The following is a 20602-nucleotide window of genomic DNA, read 5'->3' as shown; positions in this document are numbered from 1 at the left end:
ATACAATCGCATACCGTCTTTTCTTTGCGCGCGGTTCCGGCTATGACCGGGGCAACCGAATCCAACGCCAAAGGGGGCTCTCCATGTCGAAGATCAAGGTCGCCAATCCCGTCGTCGAGCTTGACGGCGATGAGATGACGCGGATCATCTGGGACTTCATCAAGCAGAAGCTGATCCTGCCCTATCTGGACATCGACCTGAAATACTACGACCTGGGCATCGAGGAGCGCGACCGCACCGACGACCAGATCACCATCGACGCGGCCGAGGCGATCAAGCTGCACGGCGTGGGCGTCAAATGCGCGACCATCACCCCCGACGAGGCGCGCGTCGAGGAATTCGGCCTGAAGAAGATGTGGCGGTCGCCCAACGGCACGATCCGCAACATCCTGGGCGGCGTGATCTTCCGCGAGCCGATCATCTGCAAGAACGTGCCCCGGCTGGTTCCGGGCTGGACGCAGCCGATCATCGTCGGCCGCCACGCCTTCGGCGACCAGTATCGCGCGACCGACTTCCGCTTCCCCGGCAAGGGCAAGCTGACGATCAAGTTCGTCGGCGAGGATGGCGAGACCATCGAGCACGAGGTCTTCCAGGCTCCGTCCTCGGGCGTGACCATGGCCATGTACAACCTGGACGATTCGATCCGCGACTTCGCCCGCGCCTCGATGAACTATGGCCTGGCCCGCGGCTATCCGGTCTATCTGTCGACCAAAAACACGATCCTGAAGGCCTATGACGGCCGCTTCAAGGACCTGTTCCAGGAGGTCTACGAGGCCGAGTTCGAGGAGCAGTTCAAGAAGGCCGGCATCCATTACGAACACCGCCTGATCGACGACATGGTCGCGTCGGCGATGAAGTGGTCGGGCGGCTATGTCTGGGCCTGCAAGAACTATGACGGCGACGTGCAGTCGGACACCGTCGCGCAGGGCTTTGGCAGCCTGGGCCTGATGACCTCGGTGCTGATGACGCCCGACGGGAAGATCGTCGAATCCGAGGCCGCCCACGGCACCGTCACGCGCCACTACCGCGAACACCAGAAGGGCAATGCGACCTCGACCAACTCGATCGCGTCGATCTTTGCCTGGACCGGCGGCCTCAAGCACCGCGCCAAACTGGACGACAACGCCGCCCTGCTGAACTTCGCCAACACCTTGGAGAAGGTCACCGTTCAGGCGGTCGAGGACGGCCACATGACCAAGGACCTCGCCCTGCTGGTCGGTCCGGACCAGAAATGGCTGACCACGATGGGCTATCTAGAGAAGGTCGACGAGTACCTGAACAAGGCCCTGAACTGATCCCGAAAGGGCCGGGCACCCGCCCGGCCCTTTTCCTTTGGCCGGTGCGGGTCCGCCCGCAGGCCGGCCCCATCCCCCTTTCTTCGCGGCGCGACCTGGGCTAAAGGCGTGCCATCGCCTGACAGGAGCCTGCCGATGAAAGCCGCCGTCATCACCTTTCCCGGATCGAACTGCGACCGCGACCTGGCCACGGCCCTGACGCGCGCGGGCGTCGACGTGGCCCGCGTCTGGCACAAGGACAGCGACCTGCCCGCGGGGATCGACCTGGTCGCGGTGCCGGGCGGCTTCTCCTTCGGGGACTATCTGCGCTGCGGCGCCATCGCGGCGCATTCCCCCATCGCAAGCGCGCTGCGCGCCCATGCGGCGCGGGGCGGCTATGTGCTGGGGATCTGCAACGGCTTTCAGGTGCTGACCGAACTGGGCCTGCTGCCCGGCGCCTTGATGCGCAACACCGGGCTGACCTTCCTGTGCAAGCCCGCCGTGCTGCGCGTCGAGACCACGGACAGCGTCTTCACCGCCGGCTATGCCGCGGGGCAGGAGATCACCGTGCCGGTCGCCCATCACGACGGCAACTACCAGATCGGCGCCGAGGAGCTGGCCGAGCTGCGGGGCGAGGGGCGGGTGGCCTTCCGCTATGCCCCGGCGATCAACGGTTCGGTCGACGACATCGCGGGCGTGCTGTCCGCGAACCGCCGCGTGCTGGGCATGATGCCCCATCCCGAACGCGCCGCCGATCCGGTCACCGGCGGCACCGACGGCGCGGCGCTGTTCACGGGACTGGCCGCGGCGCTGACGCAGGCCTGACTTGAGCCGGGGCGCGCACTGCCCTAGATTGCCGCAGCCGTTCCCGCTGGGACGGCGCGGCGTGAGGGACAGTGCAGGGCGGGCCCGTGCTTGGTGACTGAGGACCATATCGAGGATCGCGCCGAACGGCGGCGCGCCAGGGTCGGCCAGCCGGTCAGCCCGTGGTGGCTGCGCGCGACCATCGTCATCATCTGCTTGGCCGCCCTGGGCACGATTTGGACGACCAACGCCTGGCTGACCGACCGCTTCTCCGAGAACACGCGGGTGCGGTCCGAACTGCGGCTGGCGCTATATTCCGGCAACCTGATGTCCGAGCTGCAGCGCAATTCGGTCGTGCCGCTGCTGCTGGCGCGGGACCCGGCGCTGATATCGGCCCTGGGCAGCAACGACTTCTCGACCACCTCGGCGCGGCTGATGACCGCGCAGAAGGAGATCGGCGCGGCCTCGATCCGGCTGCTGGACGCCTCGGGGCGGGTGGTCGGCGCGACCGACCGCTATCAGATCGGCACGAACAGCGTCGCGGCCCCCTTCTATGTGGAGGCTTTGCGGTCGCGAGACACGGTCTTCACCGTGTCCGAACTGGCCTCCGGGGCGCATGAGTTCGCCTATTCGCGGGCGGTCGTGGCGGACGGGCGGACCTTGGGGGTGATCGTGGTGGGGGCCGACCTCACGCGGCTGGAACGGTCCTGGGCGGGCATCTCCGATGCGGTCGCCGTCACCGACAGCGAAGGGGTCATCATCCTGGCGACCGAGCCGCGCTGGCGCGGCCTGACGGTCCCCGAGGCGCTGGCCGTGCGCGATGCGCCCTCCGCGATCCGGCGGGCCTTCCAGGTCACGGCCGACTGGACCTCGACCCCGGCCGATGCCTATGTGCAGGGCCGCGCGGTGATGCAGTCCGAGGCCCGCGTGCCGTTCCGCGGCTGGCGGATGATCAGCTTCACCGCCTATTCCTCGGTCCGCGAGCGGGTCAACGCGATCCTGGCGCTGCAGATCATGGGGTTCGCGATCCTGCTGGCGGGGGCCTTCTGGCTGCTGTCGCGGCGCGCGCGCATCCAGAGCCAAGCCTATATGCGCGAATCGGCCGATCTGCGCGCCCTGAACGCCCGCCTGACCCGGGAGATCGCGGAACGCGAGCGGGTCCAGAAGGAGCTGCGCGTGGCCGAGCAGACCATGCAGCAATCCTCCAAGCTGGCCGCCCTGGGCGAGATGTCGGCGGGCGTCAGCCACGAGCTGAACCAGCCCCTGGCCGCGATGAAGACCTATCTGGCGGGCGCGCGGCTGCTGCTGCAGCGCGGCCGCCCCGAGGAGGCGCTGTCCAGCTTTCAGCGCATCGACGACCTGATCGACCGGATGGGCGCGATCACGCGGCAGCTGAAATCCTATGCCAGGAAGGGCGGCGAGGCAGTGGAGGCGGTGGATCTGCGCGCCGCCGTCAGCAGCGCGCTGACCATGATGGAGCCGCAGCTGCGCCATAGCACGATCCGCATCATCCGCATCGTCCCGCGCGAGCGGGTGATGGTCATGGCCGACCGCATCCGGCTGGAGCAGGTGCTGATCAACCTGCTGCGCAATGCGGTCGATGCCGTGCGCGGCCGCCCCGAGGCCGCGATCGAGATCACGGTCGAGGCCGCGGCTCACGCCTATGTGTCCGTTCGCGATAACGGGCCGGGTGTCTCGGACCTGGAAAAGCTGTTTGAACCCTTCTGGACCACGAAGAAGCCGGGGGAGGGCACGGGGCTGGGCCTTGCGATCTCCTCCACCATCGTGGCCGATTTCGGCGGTCGCCTGACCGCCCATAACGAAACCGAGGGCGGCGCGGTGTTCCGGGTCGAGCTGCCGCTCCACCGTCCCGGACAACCCCGTCAGGCGCTGGCCGCCGAGTGACGCAACAGAGGATGCCCCAATGTCCCGCAAGCTGAAGATCGCCATCGTGGATGACGAGCCCGACATGCGCGAATCGATCAGCCAGTGGCTGGTCCTGTCCGGCTTTGAGACCGAGACCTTTACCAGCGCCGAGGATGCGCTGAAGGTGATCGGCCCGGACTGGCCCGGCGTCGTGGTCAGCGACATCCGCATGCCCGGCATGGACGGGATGGCCTTCCTCAAGCGGCTGATGGGCCTGGACAGCAGCCTGCCGGTTATCATGATCACCGGCCATGGCGACGTGCCCATGGCGGTCGAGGCGATGCGCGTGGGCGCCATGGATTTCATGGAAAAGCCCTTCAACCCCGACCGCATGACCCAGCTGGCGAAAAAGGCCACGCAGGCCCGGCGCATGACGCTGGACAACCGCGCCCTGCGCCGCGACCTGTCGGAGGGTGCGCAGGTCATGTCCAAGCTGATCGGCGCCAGCCCGGTGATGGAGCGCCTGCGCGAGGACATCCTAGACCTGGGCCAGGCCGACGGCCACGTCCTGATCGACGGCGAGACCGGCACCGGCAAGACGCTTGTCGCGCATGCGCTGCATGCGGTGGGGCCGCGCGCGTCCAAGAAGTTCGTGCCGGTCAGCTGCGCGGCCTATGGCGACGAGGCGCTGGCCGCGCGTCTGTTCGGGCCGCTGGAGGACGGGCTGCCCGCCGTGGAGGAGGCGCGTGCCGGCACGCTGTGCCTGGAGGACATCGAGGCGCTGTCCGAGGCGCTTCAGGCGCGCCTGCTGGCCTTCATCAGCGAGCAGGGCACTCCGGCCGAGACCCGCATCATCGCCATCAGCAACGCCCGCGGCGAGGGGCGCCGGGCCGAGGATTCGCTGCGCCCCGACCTGTTCTATCGCTTGTCGGCGCTGAAGATCACCCTGCCGCCGCTGCGCGCGCGGGGCGAGGATATCCTGGCGCTGTTCACCCGCATGACCGAGCAGTTCAGCGAGGAATACGGCTGCGAGCCGCCCCAGGTCAGCGCGCAGGAGGCGGCCCAGCTGCTGCAGGCGCCCTGGCCCGGAAACATCCGCCAGCTGATCAACGTGGCCGAACGCGCCGTCCTGCAGAACCGCCGCGGATCGGGGTCGATCGCCTCGCTGCTGATGGCGGATGGCGAGGACAACCAGCAGGCCACCACGACCGAGGGCAAGCCGCTGAAGGAATATGTCGAGAGCTTCGAGAAGATGCTGATCGACAACACCATGCGCCGCCACAGGGGCAGCATCGCCGCCGTCATGGACGAGCTGTGCCTGCCGCGCCGGACCCTGAACGAGAAGATGGCCAAATACGGCCTGCAGCGCGGCGACTATCTGTAGGGGCACGTCCATCTGGGGCGGCGCGACCTGCCGCCCCAGACTGACACGTGACCTGCCGTCCGCGAACGAAACCTGGGCACAGGGGAAGCCGGGCCGCAGGGGATGCCCTTGTAACTGATGACACTGGATTTACTGGTGACGATTCTACCGCTGATACGAGCCGCGACACGCGGCGTACTGGTGACCGACCGACGCGGGCCTTGCCGCCTTGCGCCGGGACAGGATCGGGCCGACGGGCCCTAGCCTGCCTCATCACGTTACCGCGCCGCCGGCGAAATCACAGCTGTCGATTTGGACAGGTGGCGACGGCAGGGTCTTGATAAGAATGGTTAATATTTGTTTGGTGTGTTATGTCGGACAGGCGACACAATGCGGCCATTTCCGGTGTCCGGCATCACGGGCCTTGCACCTTGCGCCCTCGGGGGATACCCCCACGGCGATCACGGAAAGGCAGCCCGCATGAGCGTTTCGTCCGACGACAAGCCCCTTCATCCCCGCACGCAGGCCGTCCATCACGGCATTCGCCGCAGCCAGTACGGCGAGATGGCCGAGGCGATCTTCCTGACCCAAGGCTTCGTCTATCCCGACGCGGCCTCGGCCGAGGCACGGTTTCAAGGCACCGGCCCCGACGAGTTCATCTATGCCCGCTACGGCAACCCGACCAGCCGCATGTTCGAGGACCGCATCGCCGCGCTGGAGGGGACCGAGGACGCCTTTGCCACCGCCAGCGGCATGGCCGCGGTCAACGGCGCGATGTTCTCCATGTGCAAGCCGGGCGACCATGTCGTGGCGGCCCGCGCGCTGTTCGGGTCGTGCCTGTATGTGCTGGACCTGCTGGAACGCTTCGGCGTCAAGGTCAGCTATGTTGACGGCACCGATCTGGAGCAATGGGCCGCGGCGATCACGCCGGGCACGCGGGCGGTGTTCTTCGAGAGCATCTCGAACCCCACGCTGGAGGTGATCGACATCCGCGCGGTGGCCGATTTGGCCCATGCGGCGGGAGCCACGGTGGTGGTGGACAACGTCTTCGCGACGCCGGTCTTCTCGCGCGCGGTGGAGCAGGGGGCCGACGTCGTCGTCTATTCCGCGACCAAGCATATCGACGGCGGCGGGCGGGCCCTGGCCGGCGTCATCTGCGGCACGCGCCAGTTCGTGCGCGAGGTGGCCGAGCCCTATCTGAAGCATACCGGCGGCGCGATCAGCCCGTTCCATTCCTGGATCATGCTGAACGGGCTGACCACGATGGAGCTGCGCGTGCGCGCCCAGGCCGAGGCCGCGGCCAGCATCGCCGCCGCGCTGCACGGCCATCCCGCGCTGAGCCGCGTGATCTATCCGGGCTTGGCCGACCATCCGCAGCATGACCTGGCCATGCGCCAGATGGGGTCGGGCGGCACGATGATCGCGCTGGAGCTGGCGGGCGGCAAGGAGGCGGCCTTTGCCGCGCTGGACCGGCTGCGGATCGTCGCGATCTCGAACAACCTGGGCGACGCGAAGTCGATCGTGACCCATCCCGCCACCACCACCCATTCGCGTCTGACCGACGAGGACAAGGCGCGCTTGGGCATCACGCCGGGTCTGCTGCGCCTGTCCGTGGGGCTGGAGGATGCGCGCGACCTGACGGCCGACCTGCTGGGCGCGCTGGAAGGCTGAGCGCGGCCGCGGCATCCTGCCCCGGTGGTGCGAGGCGGGGGGCTGCGGGCGGGACTAACAATTCTTGCATGGCCCCCTATATGCGACAGGCTGAAGACGGAGGCACCGATGACCGAGATCCGACCCCTGACCCCTGCCTATCCCGCGCTGGCGCGCAGCTATGACGCCGATTTCCGGGTCGACGCGGCCTACAAGGACAGCCTGCCCGACCTGCAGAACGGCCCTGCCAGCCTGATCGTGGGGGCGCATGCGCCGATCCAGCATGTCGGCATCTCGAACTTCCGCCTGCCGATCCGCTATCTGGTGCGGGATGGCGGGGACATCACGCTGGAGACCAGCGTGACCGGCACGGTCAGCCTGGAGGCCGACCGCAAGGGCATCAACATGTCCCGCATCATGCGGTCCTTCTACGGCCATGCCGACACGGCCTTCAGCCTGTCGGTGCTGGAGGCGGCGCTGGAGGATTACAAGACCGACCTGGACGCGCTCGATGCGCGCATCCAGATGCGGTTCTCCTATCCCGTCAGGGTGGACAGCCTGCGGTCGGGCCTGTCGGGCTGGCAGTATTACGACATCGCGCTGGAGGTGATCGAGCAGGCGGGAACGCGTCTGCGGGTGATGCATGTCGATTACGTCTATTCCTCGACCTGCCCCTGTTCGCTGGAACTGTCCGAGCATGCGCGCCAGACCCGCGGACGGCTGGCCACGCCGCATTCGCAGCGGTCGATCGCGCGGATATCTCTGGTGATGGAGGGGCCCGAGCGGATCTGGTTCGAGGACGTGATCGGACTGTGCCGCGCGGCCGTGCCGACCGAGACGCAGGTCATGGTCAAGCGCGAGGACGAGCAGGCCTTTGCCGAACTGAACGCGGCGAACCCCATTTTTGTCGAGGATGCGGTGCGGGCCTTTGCGGGCCAGCTGCTGGCGGACCCGCGCGTGGGCGATTTCCGCGTCGTGGCCAGCCATCAGGAATCGCTGCATTCGCATGATGCGGTCAGCCTGTTGACCAGCGGGCCGACCTTCGCGCAATCGTCGCTGGACCCGGCGACCTTCGCGGGGCTGCGCGCCTGATCCTGCGTCCCGCGGTGGCCGGGGGAGCTGCGCGCCCCCCGGACCCCCTGCTGCGGGCGTCGCGCGATAGGGCGAACGGAGAGAGAACATCGGGCTTTCCATGACGCGCGGCGATGCCTATGTTGGCAGGATGGAGCATTTCGACGATTCCGATGATCTGGCGGCGGTGCCGCTGTCGCAGCGCGCAATGGCCGCGCGGCCCGCGCCCTATCTGGACGGGCTGAACGCCGCGCAGCGCGCGGCAGTCGAGGCGCTGGACGGGCCGGTCCTGATGCTGGCCGGGGCCGGCACCGGCAAGACCCGGGCGCTGACCACACGGATCGCGCATCTGCTGATGCTGGGCCGCGCGCGGCCGGGACAGCTTCTGGCGGTGACCTTCACCAACAAAGCCGCGCGCGAGATGAAGGACCGGATCGGCCGCCTGCTGGGCGATGCGGTCGAGGGGATGCCATGGCTGGGCACGTTCCACAGCATCAGCGTCAAGATCCTGCGCCGTCATGCGGAGCTGATCGGCAATGGCAGCCTGCATCTGAAGCCCAGCTTCACCATTCTGGACACCGATGACCAGATCCGCCTGCTGAAGCAGCTGATCGCGGCCGAGAACATCGACGAGAAGCGCTGGCCCGCGCGGTCGCTGGCGCATCTGATCGACGGCTGGAAGAATCGCTGCATCACGCCGGGCAACCTGCCGCAGGGCGAGGGCGAGGCCTTCGACGGGCATGGCGGCAAGCTCTACGCGGCCTATCAGGAGCGGCTGCTGACACTGAACGCGGTCGATTTCGGCGATTTGCTGATGCATTGCGTGACCCTGTTCCAGGCGCATCCGGACGTGCTGCGGCAATGGCAGGAGCGGTTCCGCTACATCCTGGTGGACGAGTATCAGGACACCAACGTGGCGCAGTACATGTGGCTGCGGCTGCTGGCGCAGGCGCATCGCAACATCTGCTGCGTGGGCGATGACGACCAGTCGATCTATGGTTGGCGCGGGGCGGAGGTGGGAAACATCCTGCGCTTCGAGAAGGATTTTCCGGGAGCCGAGGTGATCCGGCTGGAGCAGAACTATCGCTCGACGCCCGAGATCCTGGGCGCGGCCTCGGGGCTGATCGCGGCGAACCGGGGGCGGTTGGGCAAGACGCTGTGGACCGATGCCGAGCCGGGCGAGAAGGTTCGCCTGATCGGCCATTGGGACAGCGAGGCCGAGGCGCGCTGGATCGGCGAGGAGATCGAGGCGTTCCAAGGCGGACATCGTGCCGCCTTGGGCCGGGTGGGGCTGAACGACATCGCCATCCTGGTGCGCGCCAGCCATCAGATGCGGGCCTTCGAGGACCGGTTCATGACCATCGGCCTGCCTTACCGCGTGATCGGCGGCCCGCGCTTCTACGAGCGGCAGGAGATCCGGGACGCGATGGCCTATTTCAGGCTGGTCGTCAGCCCGGATGACGATCTGGCCTTCGAGCGGATCGTGAACACGCCCAAGCGCGGCCTGGGTGACAAGGCCCTGCAGACGGTCCAGCATGCCGCCCGGCAGAACGGCGTGAACCTGCTGGAAGGCGCGCGGATCGTCGTCGAGGAGAAGCAGCTGGGCGGCAAGGGCCTGGCCAATCTGCGCGATTTCGTGGCGCTGATCGGGCGGTCGCACATGGCCGTGCGGGATGGCGTCAACCATATCGAGCTGGCCGAGCGAGTGCTGGACGAATCGGGCTATACCGCGATGTGGCAGAACGACAAGTCGCCCGATGCGCCGGGCCGCCTGGACAACCTCAAGGAACTGGTCAAGGCGCTGGAGGAGTTCGAGAACCTTCAGGGCTTTCTGGAGCATGTGTCGCTGGTCATGGACCGCGACGACGGCGATCAGGCCGAGCAGGTCAGCATCATGACGCTGCACGGCGCCAAGGGGCTGGAATTTCCGGTCGTCTTCCTGCCGGGCTGGGAGGACGGGCTGTTCCCCAACCAGCGCGCCATGGACGAACAGGGCACCAAGGGCCTGGAGGAGGAGCGGCGGCTGGCCTATGTGGGCATCACCCGCGCCGAACGTCTTGCGACGATCACCTTTGCCGGGAACCGCCGCATGTACGGCCAGTGGCAGTCCAGCCTGCCGTCGCGCTTCATCGACGAACTGCCCGAGGCGCATGTCGAGGTGCTGACCCCGCCGGGCCTTTACGGCGGCGGCTATGGCGCGGCCATGGCGATGGCGGGCGGCACGCGGATGGAGGAGCGGGTCCGGCAGGCGGATGTCTATAACTCTCCGGGCTGGAAGCGGATGCAGACGCGGGCGGCGGAGCGCGCGAGCCCCGTCCACCGCGCGCCGGTCACCATCAACGCGGCGCCCGCGTCACGTTTCACCGTGGGCGACCGCGTGACCCATGCCAAATTCGGCGAGGGTCAGATCATGGGCATCGCCGAGGACACGCTGACCGTCCAGTTCGAGGCGGGCTTCAAGAACATCAAGGCCGCCTATGTTCAGCCGGCGGGCGGGGGCGACGACGTTCCCTTCTGACGGCGGGGCAGGCGGGTCTGACCGGCGCGGCTGAGGGCCTGGGCATAGGCGGCGTCGATGTCGATGCCGGGGTTTTCGTCGGCAAGGCGCAGCAGGCGGAAATGGATGTCGGCCACACGCTCGTAATAGTCGAGGAAGGCATAGTTGATTGCCGCACCGGTCGCCGCCCCCAGCACCGGCACGGCCTGCGCGCCCAGCTTGGTCGTCAGGCGTGTCGCGAACTGGCCTGCGAAGCGGGTGATCAGCGCCGAGACGGTCTGGCCGTTGGTCAGCAGGCGGTTCGCCAGGAAGGATTGCGCCGCCGCATCGCCGTCGCGGCCGAACTCGCCGTATTGAAAGACCGACAGGCATTCCAGCCGCACCTTTGGGTCGGTCGTGTCATAGCCGTGGCGGCGCGCGACCTTCTGGATCGCGTTGAAGATCACCGTGGTCGAGGCGACCAGGTCGGGCACGATGCCCGCCAGCCCGAACCAGCCGCCGGTCGCGCCCGACAGCACCGCCGCGGCGCGGTTCGCGACCATGGGCGCGTGGCGCACCACGCTGATCTCGTCCCCGCGGGCCGAGAGGTCGTACAGCTGGCGGAACGCGCTTTCCAGCACCGTCTCCAGCGACACGGGCGACAGGCCCAGCACGGTGGTGGCCGCGCCTTCGGTCAGGCGGCCCACGGCCTCGACCCCGCGCATCATCAGGCTGCGCCCGGCCAGCTGGCGGGCGGCCAGCCGGTCCAGCTCCGCCGTCAGGTCGCGGCGCGGGTCGGTGAGGGCGGTCGAGGTCATGGGAATGCTCCTGTCAGTCGGCCCATTCGGGGTCCGTGGTAAAGGCGATGGTCAGCCAGCGGTTCGTGATGTCGCCGCCGATGGCCTCGCCGATCTGGTCGCGGATGGCGTCCCATTCCTCCAGCGGGCGGGGCGGCTGGCCGGGCGGGACGATGAAGTAGAGCTCGATCTGCCGCCCCCGGCCCACGCGGGCGACATAGGCGCGGTGGTCCAGAAAGCCGTGCCGGGCGACCACCTCGCGGGCGATGCGGTCGATATCGGCCTTGAAGTCTGCGGGCGTGATCAGCAGGATGTCGGCCAGCGCCTGCCGGATCGTGGGGATGGGCAGGGGGATCATCACCAGGCAGACGGCGGCCAGCACAGCCGGGTCGACATAGGGCCGCCAGTGGTCCAGCGCCGTGTCGCGGATCGCCCAACCGAAGACGAAGGCCATCAGCAACGCCCCGGTCAGCCCCGCCGACATTGTCCATCCCTGCACGTCCAGCGCCACGAAGTTCGACCGGATGCGCCGGTTCGCGCGCCTGTTGTGCCAAGCCATCACGATCGACACCGTCACGACTGCGGCGGCATAGAGGATCGCCCGTCCGAATTCCAATTCGCCCCCGCCCGACAGCAGGCTGCTGACGGCGGTCACCAGCGCATAGATGGCCGCGCCCGACAGCAGGATGCCGTTCAGCCCCAGGACCATCGGCTCCAGATGCCAGAACCCCATGGTGAAGCGCTGGACCAGCCGGGCCTGCCGCCGCTCGGACAGGCGCTGCGTGATGAGCGACGACACCAGCAGCGCCACCGCGGTCATCACCGCGTCGGTCAGCGAATAGATGCCGTCGAAGATGATCGCCGCCGACCCGGTGAGCAGACCAAAACCGATCCCCGCCACCGCGACGACGAAGACCATGGCAATGGACAGTCGAAGAATTCCCTGTTCGGTCATGGCGGTCCCTGTTCGACGGCGAAACGCCGCGAGGCCCCCGCGGGTTGCAGGGCGTGACGCGACGCGACGTCTGGCCCCTGCCGCGCGGGGCGTGCTATCGTGACGGCTGGTGGCGACGGGGGCATGGGGCGTGGCGCTGATCCGGCTGTGGCTGGTCCTTCTGGCGGGGCAGATGGTGTTCTACCTGCTGCTGCGGGTCTATCTGCGATCGCAGCAGGTGGAGCGGCTGGAGAACTGGTAGGATGCGCGCCATCCCGATCTGGCCGGCAACAGCGCCGCGCGGCGCGCCTTCGTGGCCAAGGCGATGGCGGGGTTCGGCCGCAGTATTCGGGCACGGCTGGCGGTGTTGGTCTTCGTCCTGCCCACGCTGGCCGTCCTGGCCATCGTCATCGCGGTCAACTGGCAATAGGAGTGCCTCCATTGTATTATGTGCGCGTCGTGATCGGCGTCCTGTTCGGCATCCTGGTCTTTGGCCTGCTGGACTATACCCTGCCGTCGCAGAACACGGTCCGGATCAGCAACACCTACAACCGCCTGACCGAGATCCCGCCCTCGGCGCAGGTCTTCTGGGCCGCCGACAGCAGCCGCGTGGTCGAGAACGCCCAGGGTCAGCGCGATGTGCGCTTCATCGACGCGGTGCGGCCGAACGGCAAGGTCTTCGTCTATCGCAACGAGGACACGGGCTGGGTCTGGCCGCCCTATTTCAAGTATGACAGCGCCAACCTACAGGCCGAAGCCACGAACCTGCGGTCCGACGCGCGCGATCCGATCTGGGTCAGCGTGACGGCCTATGGCTGGCGGCTGGCCTGGCTGTCCACCTATCCGAACGCCATCGCGATCAACACCGTGGCCGGGCCCGACGACCGGCCCGCCAACTGGGCGGCGATGATCGTCTGCGGCGTCCTGCTGGCCCTGCTGGCCCTGATCTGGCGCATGTGGGCGCAGTTCCGGGACCGCGGCCTGCGCAATTTCAGAAAGGGCAAGGCATGAGCGATCCCGGAACCGACCTGCGGCTGGACTGGCTGAGCGGGCTGCGCATCAACACCCCCGCGGTCGAGCGTCGCGCGGCGACCCTGCCCGCGCGGCGCAGCCTGAAGAAGGATCATCAGGCCGCCTGGCTGCTGAACGCGGTGCGCTGCATCGACCTGACCACGCTGGCGGGCGACGACACGCCCGACCGCGTGGCACGCCTGTGTGCCAAGGCGCGCCAGCCGATCGCCGCCGACCTGCTGGAGGCCGTGGGCGTGACCGGGCTGACCATCGGGGCGGTCTGCGTCTATCCGACGATGGTGGCGCCCGCCAAGCGCGCCCTAGCCAACAGCGGCATCCCCGTGGCCAGCGTGGCGACGGGGTTCCCGGCCGGGCTGATGCCCCTGGAGCTGCGCCTGGCCGAGATCCGCTATGCCGTCGATCAGGGCGCCGACGAGATCGACATCGTCATCACCCGCGCCCATGTGCTGCAGGGGAACTGGGCGGCGCTGTATGACGAGCTGCGCGCAATGCGCGAGGCCTGCGGGGCCGCGCGGATGAAGGCGATCCTGGCCACGGGCGACCTGAAATCGCTGGAGAATGTCGCCAAGGCCAGCCATGTGGCGATGCAGGCCGGGTCGGACTGGATCAAGACATCGACCGGCAAGGAAGGCGTGAACGCGACCCTGCCGGTCAGCCTGGTCATGGTCCGCACGATCCGCGATTTCCATGCCCTGACCGGCATCAAGGTCGGCTTCAAGCCCGCGGGCGGTCTGCGCACCGCCAAGGACGCGATCAGCTGGCAGGTGCTGATGGCCGAGGAGCTGGGCCGTGACTGGCTGGCCCCGGACCTGTTCCGCATCGGCGCCTCCAGCCTTCTGGGCGATATCGAGCGCCAGATCAGCCACCATGTGACGGGCCGCTATGCCGCCGCCCACCGCCAAGCGATTGCCTGAGGATCCGATGACCAAAGTGAGCGAGATCATGCAGACGATGGAATACGGCCCCTCGACCGAGGACGCGTCGGCGGCCCGCGACTGGCTGGCCCGGCGCGGGACGTTCGGGCATTTCATCAACGGCAGCTTCACCAAGCCGGGCGAGACCTTCGAGACCCGCGACCCCGCCACCGGTGAGGTGCTGGCCCGCGTGACGCAGGGAACCGCGGCCGACGTCGCGGCGGCGGTCAAGGCCGCGCGCCGCGCGCAGAAGGGCTGGGCCGCGCTGACCGGCACCGAACGGGCGCGGCATCTCTACGCCTTGGCCCGCCATGTGCAGAAGCGCGAGCGCTTCCTGTCGGTCCTGGAGACGCTGGACAACGGCAAGCCGATCCGCGAGGCGCGCGACATCGACGTGCCGCTGGTCGCGCGGCATTTCTATCACCACGCGGGCTGGGCCGAACTGCGCGACACGCGGTTCCCGGGCCATGCGCCCTTGGGCGTCTGCGGCCAGATCATCCCGTGGAACTTTCCGCTGCTGATGCTGGCCTGGAAGGTCGCGCCCGCGCTGGCCGCGGGCAACACGGTCGTGCTGAAGCCCGCCGAATACACCCCCCTGACCGCCCTGGCCTTTGCCGAGATCTGCCAGGAGGTCGGGCTGCCCGCGGGTGTCGTGAACATCGTGACCGGCGACGGCGCGACGGGCGCGGCGCTTGTCGCGGCCGAGGTCGACAAGATCGCCTTCACCGGCTCGACCGAGGTCGGGCGCGGCATCGCCACCGCCCTGGCCGGGACCGGGCGCAAGCTGACGCTGGAACTGGGCGGCAAGTCGCCCTTCGTGGTGATGGAGGACGCCGATCTGGACGCCGCGGTCGAGGGCGTGGTGGACAGCATCTGGTTCAACCAGGGCCAGGTCTGCTGCGCGGGCTCGCGCATCCTGGTGGCGGAAGCCGTGGCGGAGCGGTTCGAAACGCTGCTCTCGGCCCGCATGGCGCGGCTGCGCGTGGGCGCGCCCTTGGACAAGTCCACCGATGTCGGCGCCATCGTCGATCCGGTGCAGAAGGAGCGCATCCTGTCGATCTGCCGCGTCGCGACCGATGCCGGGGCGGAACTGGTCGGCGGTCAGGCGCAGGAGGGCTGCTTCATCGCGCCCGGATTCTTGCGCAACATCGCCCCCGCCAATCCCGGCATGGAGCAGGAGATCTTCGGCCCCATCGCCACGTTGTCAACCTTCCGCACTGCCGATGAGGCGGTCGAGCTGGCCAACAACACCCGTTACGGCTTGGCCGGATCGGTCTGGTCGGAAAGCGCGACCGTCGCCACCGACATCGCCGTGCGGATCAAGGCCGGGGTGATTTGGATCAACGGCGCCAACATGTTCGACGCTGCCGCCCCCTTCGGCGGCTATCGCGAAAGCGGTTACGGGCGCGAGGGCGGGGCCGCGGGGATGCGCGACTATCTGGCCGAGCCGGCGGTGAAACCCGCGCGCGAGGTCGCCCCCAAGGCCGCCGTCGCCGTGACGGACGGGGCCGCGCCGCAGCAGGGCATCGACCGCACGGCCAAGCTCTATTACGGCGGCGCGCAGAAGCGGCCCGATGGCGGGGCGATGTATGCGGTGGCGGGCGGGCTGGCCCCCCTGGGCAGCCGCAAGGACATCCGGAACGCCGTCGAGGCCGCGACCAAGGCCGGGAAATGGGCGGCGGCGGGCGGTCATGCCCGCGCGCAGGTCCTCTATTACATCGCCGAGAACCTGTCGGCGCGGGCCGCGGAATTCGCCGCCCGCACCAGCCGGGCCGAGGTCGATGCCGCCATCGCCCGCGCCTTCCACTATGCGGCCTGGGCCGACAAGTTCGACGGCGCCACCGTGCAGGCCAAGCCCGGCCATCTGGTCACCGTGATCCCCGAACCGATGGGCGTCATCGGCATCACCTGCCCGAATGCGCATCCGCTGGCGGGGTTCCTGTCGCTGGTGCTGCCCGCCATCGCCATGGGCAACGCGGTCGTGGCGATCCCGGCGCAGGACGATCCGCTGGCGGTGACGGACCTCTATCAGGTGTTCGACACGTCGGACCTGCCCGCGGGCGTGGTCAACATCGTGACCGGGGTGAGCGCCGATCTGGCCGTGCCGCTGGCCGCCCATGAGGAGGTCGCGGGCTTCTGGCACGCGGGCCCTGCGGCGGAACTGGCGGCGGTGGACCGGGCGGCGGCGGGGAACCTGAAGCCGGTCTGGGCCGTGCCCGCCCGCGACTGGACCGGCGTTCAGGCGCAGGGCGAGACCTTCCTGCATCACGCCACGCGGTCCAAGACGATCTGGCTGCCCTATGGCGCCCTGCCCGCGGGCAGCGGCAGCGCGGCCTATTGAGACGAAGAAGGGGGGCCGCCTGGCCCCCCTTCTTCGTCAGCGACCCCGGATGCGGGGGTCCATGGCGTCGCGCAACCCGTCGCCGATATAGTTCACGCAGAGCACCGTCAGCGAGATCAGCAGGCCGGGGAAGATCACCCGCCACGGATACAGCACCATCTGGTCCACCGCGTCGAACAGCAGCCGCCCCCAGGTCGGGAAGTCGGGCGGAAAGCCCAGGCCCAGGAAGGACAGCGCGCTTTCGGTGATGATCGCGGTCGCGATGCCCAGGGTCGCGGCGACCATGATCGGCGACATCACGTTGGGCAGGATGTGGCGCGTGATCATGCGGTGCGACGGCGTGCCGATGGAACGGGCGGCCAGGATGAACTCGCGCTCCTTCAGGCCCAGCACCTCGCCGCGCACGATGCGCGCGGCCTGCATCCAGCTGGTCGCGCCGATGGCCGTCACGATCAGGAAGAAGATGCCGAGCGCGGGGCCGAAGGTCTTCGACAGCGGCTCGCGGAACAGCGTCACCATCAGCAGCAGCAGCGGCAGCAGCGGCAGGGCCAGGAACAGCTCGGTCATGCGCATCAGCGGCGCGTCGAGGCGCCGGAAGAAGCCCGAGATGACGCCGATCATGCTGCCCAGGAAGATCGCGATGGTCATGGCCGTCAGGCCCACCGCGATGGAGACCTGCCCCCCGGCCATGAGCCGCGCCAGCAGGTCGCGGCCCAGCTGGTCGGTGCCCAGGGGGTGGGCCGCCGAGAAGCCCGAATTGCGGGCGCGGATGTCCACATAGGTCGGATCGACCGTCCAGATCAGCGGCCCCACCGACACGAAGAGGATGATCGACACGAAGATGACCAGCGCGACCATGGCGCCGCGGTGGCTGCGGAACTGACGCCAGACATCGGCCCATTGGCTGCGGTTCTCGACCGGGGCCGCGACGGCGGTCGCGGGCGGGCTGACCGCGCCGGGCGCCGCGGCATGCAGCGCCTCCAGGCGGGCTTCGGGGGAGGGCTTGGGCGTCTCAGTCATAGCGGATCCTCGGGTCCAGCACCCCGTAGAGGATGTCTGCGATCAGGGTGAAGGTCACGATCAGGATGGCGAAGATGAAGGTCAGCGTCAGGACCATCGGGATGTCGTTGCCGTGGATCGAGGTGATCAGCAGCTGGCCCAGCCCGTTCACCTTGAACACCTGCTCGGTGATGATGGCGCCGCCGAAGACCGCCGGCAGGCCGAGCGCGATGACCGTCACCACCGGGATCAGGCTGTTCCTGAGGACGTGCTTCAGCACCACGACGCGTTCGGACAGGCCCTTGGCGCGGGCGGTGCGGACATAGTCCTGGCCCAGGTTGTCCAGCATCGACGAGCGCATGAAGCGGCTGATCTGCGCGGCGTTGTAGAGCGCCAGCACCGTGACCGGCATGACCATCTGGCGGGCCTGCTGCTTGAAGCTGGCCCAGTCATCGACCACCAGCGTGGTGTCGTAGACCGAGGGGAACCACTGCAGGTTCACCGCGAAGATGATGATCAGCACCACGCCGGTGAAGAAGGTGGGCATCGAGAAGCCGATCATCGACACGAAGGTGCCGATCTGGTCGAACCAGCTGTACTGCCGATAGGCCGAGATGATCCCGATGGGAATGGCGATCAGGATACCCACGACATAGGACATGCCCACCACCGTCAGCGTCTGCGGCACGCGCTGCGCGATCACGTCGAAGACCGGGCTGCGCGACTGGAAGCTGATGATGCGCTGCATGCCCTCGCTGAAGCTGGTGCCGAAGATCTGGTCGGTCCAGTAGAGCGGCTCGACCCAGAAGAATTGCTTCAGCCACAGCAGGTAGCGGATGGGCCAGGGCTCGCCCAGGCCCAGGGCCGCGCGCATGCGCTCGCGCACCTCCGGCGGCACGGTCAGGGGCACGTCGCCCAGGGGGTCGCCGGGCGAGGCTTCCAGAAGCAGGAAGATCACCAGCGAGATGAACAGCAATGTCGGAATGGCCAGCAGAAGCCGGCGAAAGGTGAAACTCAGCATGGCGCCTTCTTGGATGGGTGTCTGGGCATCGGAATTCCCCCGTCACGGGCCCGCGGCGGGGGCGGGACCCTGAAAGAGGGATGCCGCCCCGATCCGAGGATCGAGGCGGCAGGATGCCTTACTGTTCGACGCGGGTCCAGTCCGCGACGTTCCAGATCTCGCTGTCCCAGGCATTCAGCTGCACGCCGCCAAGCGTGTTCGAATGCGCGGAGGCGGTGCCGCGATAGACCAGCGGGATGATCGCGTTGCTGTCCCTGGTCAGCATCTCGTTCATCTTGCGGCCCATGGCGGCGCGCTCGTCGGCATCGACGATGCCTTCGATCTCGTCGACCATGCGGTCGTATTCCGGGTCGCAGAAGCGGCTGATGTTCTCACCCTGCCACTGGTTGGCGGGCGAGGGTGCCTTGTCGCAGGTCCATTTGGACAGGTAGGGCGCCGGGTTGTTGCCGTCGAAGTTGTCGGCATACATCTCGACATCGGCATAGAACTTCTGCAGCGTGTCGGGCGAGCCGGCATCGGAGCCGAAGAACACCGACGCGTCGACGGTCTTCAGCTCGGTGTTCACGCCGATCTCGGACCACCACTGCTTGATCAGCGCCTGGAAGTCCTGGCGCACCGCGTTGACCGAGGTCTGGAAGACCATGTTCAGCTGCACGCCGTCCTTCTCGCGCACGCCGTTGCCGCCCATCGTCCAGCCGGCCTCGTCCAGCAGCGCGTTCGCACCGGCGATGTCCTGGGTCAGGCATTCGGTGTTGTCGGACGCCCAGGCCTCGGGGGCGGGGACATAGTTGCAGGTCGGCTGGCCCGAGCTGCCGTAGCCGATCTCGACCAGCAGCGAGCGGTCGATGGCCATGGACAGGGCCTTGCGCACCGCCGGGTCCGACAGGAACGGATGGGGATGGGCGCTGGTGGAGCGCTCGCCCTCGGGCAGCGAGGACGACGGGTCGGTCAGGTTGACATGGATGCGCTCGACCAGGGTGCCGAAGGCGGCCGAGACCTTGCCGCGGCCCGCGGCCTCCATGCCGGCGATGACGTCGGGGGCCAGCTGGGTGTTCCAGGCATAGTCGAACTCGCCCGTCTCCATCACGGCGCGCGCCGCACCGGCCGCATCGCCGCCGCCCTTGACCAGCACGGTCGCGAAGGCGGGCTTGGCCGGGTCGCGGTATTCCGGGTTCGCCTCGAGGCTGATCGTGTCGTTGGTCAGGAACTGGGTCACGCGGAACGGGCCGGTGCCGATCGGGCCGAAGTTCTGATCGGTGCAGGTCGGCGCGTTGACGCCCTTGCAGGCCTCGAACTGGGCCTTCTGCAGGATCGGCGACTGCGATCCGACGAAGGCCGAGAACGGGTCGGCGCGGGGCGAGTCGAAGGTGACCTTGACGGTCTGCGGATCGACCGCCTCGACCGAGGTGATGCCCTCGAACTTGGCCAGCTGCGCGCAGCCGCCCTCGGGGTCCATGCAGTATTCGGCGGTGAAGACCACGTCATCGGCGGTCAGCGGCGTGCCGTCCGACCACTTGATGTCGTCGCGCAGCTTCCAGGTGACCGAGGTCAGGTCCTCCGCGATGCCGCCGTTCTCCAGCGACGGGATCTCGGTCACCAGGCGCGGATAGATCTGGCCCTCGGTGTCGTATCCGGCCAGCGGCTCCAGCACCAGGCTGCCGGCGATGACCTCCTTGGTGCCGCCCGACAGATAGGGGTGCATCAGGGTCGGGGCCTGCCACATAATGATGTTCAGCTGGCCGTCGCTGCCGCGCTCGGCGAAAGCGGCAGGGGCCATCGCCAGCGTCGCAGCGGCGCCCATCAGACCGGTTCTCAGTTTCATTACACTCTCCTGTTGGGTGTTGCGGCCCGCGGGGGGTTCCACGCCACCTTCAGCCATTCGGGGGCTGATCGATCTTGTCTGTCCCGATTGTCCGGGTGGTTGTTCGTGTTGTCATCGTCCCTGCGGAATGCGCGCATCATCGAACGAAGGCCGCGCCGAAAGCAAGACCCATCGCGCATGCGTTTCGGCTTTGACTTTCGGCGGGCAACGGCTAGCCTGCTGGCTTGATCTTTTCCGG

At 68.1% G+C, this 20602-nt stretch carries 16 protein-coding genes; 11 read left to right on the top strand and 5 right to left on the bottom strand.

The window, feature by feature from the left end; genetic code table 11:
• Nucleotides 1-83 precede the first annotated feature (83 nt).
• The 7 genes from AC2SGK_RS11055 (at nucleotide 84) to AC2SGK_RS11025 (ending at nucleotide 10546) form a co-directional block, all read left to right on the top strand.
• Nucleotides 84-1295 carry an NADP-dependent isocitrate dehydrogenase gene (locus AC2SGK_RS11055; protein ID WP_488323594.1) on the top strand — a complete coding sequence of 404 codons (1212 nt, stop codon included), beginning with the start codon at nucleotides 84-86 and terminating at the stop codon, nucleotides 1293-1295.
• Nucleotides 1296-1430: 135 nt separating this feature from the next.
• On the top strand, nucleotides 1431-2099 hold the full coding sequence (gene purQ, locus AC2SGK_RS11050; protein WP_488323593.1) for a phosphoribosylformylglycinamidine synthase subunit PurQ: 669 nt from the start codon (nucleotides 1431-1433) through the stop codon (nucleotides 2097-2099).
• A 168-nt stretch (nucleotides 2100-2267) separates the two neighbouring features.
• Nucleotides 2268-3983, top strand: a complete 1716-nt coding sequence (locus AC2SGK_RS11045) for a sensor histidine kinase (protein ID WP_488323646.1) — start codon at nucleotides 2268-2270, stop codon at nucleotides 3981-3983.
• Nucleotides 3984-4002: 19 nt separating this feature from the next.
• On the top strand, nucleotides 4003-5328 hold the full coding sequence (locus AC2SGK_RS11040; RefSeq protein ID WP_488323592.1) for a sigma-54-dependent transcriptional regulator: 1326 nt from the start codon (nucleotides 4003-4005) through the stop codon (nucleotides 5326-5328).
• Nucleotides 5329-5787: 459 nt separating this feature from the next.
• Nucleotides 5788-6978, top strand: coding sequence for an O-succinylhomoserine sulfhydrylase (gene metZ / locus AC2SGK_RS11035; protein ID WP_488323591.1), 1191 nt, complete (start codon nucleotides 5788-5790; stop codon nucleotides 6976-6978).
• Between the two features lie 27 nt (nucleotides 6979-7005).
• The gene (gene folE2, locus AC2SGK_RS11030; protein ID WP_488323645.1) at nucleotides 7006-8049 is read left to right on the top strand and encodes a GTP cyclohydrolase FolE2; all 1044 of its coding nucleotides are present in this window, start codon (nucleotides 7006-7008) and stop codon (nucleotides 8047-8049) included.
• A gap of 130 nt (nucleotides 8050-8179) precedes the next feature.
• Nucleotides 8180-10546, top strand: a complete 2367-nt coding sequence (locus AC2SGK_RS11025) for an ATP-dependent helicase (protein WP_488323590.1) — start codon at nucleotides 8180-8182, stop codon at nucleotides 10544-10546.
• On the opposite strand, the gene AC2SGK_RS11020 is transcribed toward AC2SGK_RS11025, so the two are convergent.
• Nucleotides 10510-11322 (bottom strand): EcsC family protein, encoded by an 813-nt coding sequence (locus AC2SGK_RS11020; RefSeq protein ID WP_488323589.1) that lies wholly within the window; start codon nucleotides 11320-11322, stop codon nucleotides 10510-10512. The two genes, AC2SGK_RS11025 and AC2SGK_RS11020, sit on opposite strands and share 37 nt — an antisense overlap.
• Before the next feature lie 13 nt (nucleotides 11323-11335).
• Nucleotides 11336-12256, bottom strand: coding sequence for a cation diffusion facilitator family transporter (locus tag AC2SGK_RS11015; RefSeq protein ID WP_488323588.1), 921 nt, complete (start codon nucleotides 12254-12256; stop codon nucleotides 11336-11338).
• 109 nt (nucleotides 12257-12365) lie between these two features.
• Between AC2SGK_RS11015 and AC2SGK_RS11010 the strand changes: the two genes are divergently transcribed.
• From AC2SGK_RS11010 to AC2SGK_RS10995, 4 genes are all read left to right on the top strand, one after another.
• Nucleotides 12366-12497, top strand: coding sequence for a hypothetical protein (locus AC2SGK_RS11010; protein WP_488323587.1), 132 nt, complete (start codon nucleotides 12366-12368; stop codon nucleotides 12495-12497).
• Nucleotides 12498-12685: 188 nt separating this feature from the next.
• Nucleotides 12686-13246: a DUF1523 family protein gene (locus tag AC2SGK_RS11005; protein WP_488323644.1), complete on the top strand. Its 561-nt coding sequence runs from the start codon at nucleotides 12686-12688 to the stop codon at nucleotides 13244-13246.
• The gene (deoC, locus tag AC2SGK_RS11000; RefSeq protein ID WP_488323586.1) at nucleotides 13243-14181 is read left to right on the top strand and encodes a deoxyribose-phosphate aldolase; all 939 of its coding nucleotides are present in this window, start codon (nucleotides 13243-13245) and stop codon (nucleotides 14179-14181) included. The genes AC2SGK_RS11005 and deoC overlap by 4 nt, the downstream gene beginning before the upstream one ends.
• 7 nt (nucleotides 14182-14188) lie before the next feature.
• Complete coding sequence (locus AC2SGK_RS10995) at nucleotides 14189-16522, top strand: aldehyde dehydrogenase family protein (protein ID WP_488323585.1); 2334 nt, start codon at nucleotides 14189-14191, stop codon at nucleotides 16520-16522.
• Between the two features lie 36 nt (nucleotides 16523-16558).
• On the opposite strand, the gene AC2SGK_RS10990 is transcribed toward AC2SGK_RS10995, so the two are convergent.
• The 3 genes from AC2SGK_RS10990 to AC2SGK_RS10980 all read right to left on the bottom strand — a co-directional run bounded on the left by AC2SGK_RS10990 (nucleotide 16559) and on the right by AC2SGK_RS10980 (nucleotide 20364).
• Nucleotides 16559-17542 (bottom strand): ABC transporter permease, encoded by a 984-nt coding sequence (locus AC2SGK_RS10990; RefSeq protein WP_488323584.1) that lies wholly within the window; start codon nucleotides 17540-17542, stop codon nucleotides 16559-16561.
• Entirely contained in the window at nucleotides 17535-18542 is a 1008-nt protein-coding gene (locus AC2SGK_RS10985) for an ABC transporter permease (protein ID WP_488323583.1), read from the bottom strand. The genes AC2SGK_RS10990 and AC2SGK_RS10985 overlap by 8 nt, the downstream gene beginning before the upstream one ends.
• A gap of 118 nt (nucleotides 18543-18660) precedes the next feature.
• Nucleotides 18661-20364 carry a peptide ABC transporter substrate-binding protein gene (locus tag AC2SGK_RS10980; RefSeq protein WP_488323582.1) on the bottom strand — a complete coding sequence of 568 codons (1704 nt, stop codon included), beginning with the start codon at nucleotides 20362-20364 and terminating at the stop codon, nucleotides 18661-18663.
• Nucleotides 20365-20602 lie beyond the last annotated feature (238 nt).

The sequence above is a fragment of the Paracoccus sp. NIOT.M2S5SZ12 genome (assembly GCF_057748165.1).
The sequence above is the reverse complement of the archived record's forward strand: the minus strand, read 5'-3'. Positions and strand labels throughout refer to the sequence as shown.